Origin of the sequence: Herbaspirillum lusitanum P6-12, assembly GCF_000256565.1 — a bacterium.
Taxonomy (GTDB): domain Bacteria; phylum Pseudomonadota; class Gammaproteobacteria; order Burkholderiales; family Burkholderiaceae_D; genus Herbaspirillum; species Herbaspirillum lusitanum.
This window is the reverse complement of the sequence record NZ_AJHH01000185.1, coordinates 1-329: the sequence shown is the minus strand read 5'-3', so window position 1 is coordinate 329 and position 329 is coordinate 1. Positions and strand designations below refer to the sequence as shown.

At 67.8% G+C, this 329-nt stretch carries 1 pseudogene; it reads left to right on the top strand.

The window, feature by feature from the left end:
* Nucleotides 1–329: pseudogene (locus HLUSI_RS27280) on the top strand (nitric oxide synthase); the annotation flags it as partial.

The window sequence follows — 329 nt, the reverse complement described above, 5'->3', positions numbered from 1 at the left end:
TTTCCCCGCTGGAAGAAGCGGCGCCGGCGTCGGCGGAAGCGCCCTATGCCGGCTGGATTCTGCGCGAACGCAAGCTGCTCAATCCTGGCAGCGCCGGTCAGGGCATCTATCACCTGGAATTCGACGCGCCCGCCGACAGCTACGCGCAATGGCAATCCGGCGCGCTGGCGGAAATCCTGCCGCGCCATGCACCCGACCGCGTCGCGCTGTTCCTGAGCCGTACCGGCCTCGACGGCGACATCGCGATCCGCCTTCACGGTGAAACGCTCACCTTGGCCGAAGCACTGGCGCGCAGCGTATTGCCAGTCGCCAGACCCGGCGCCGACCTT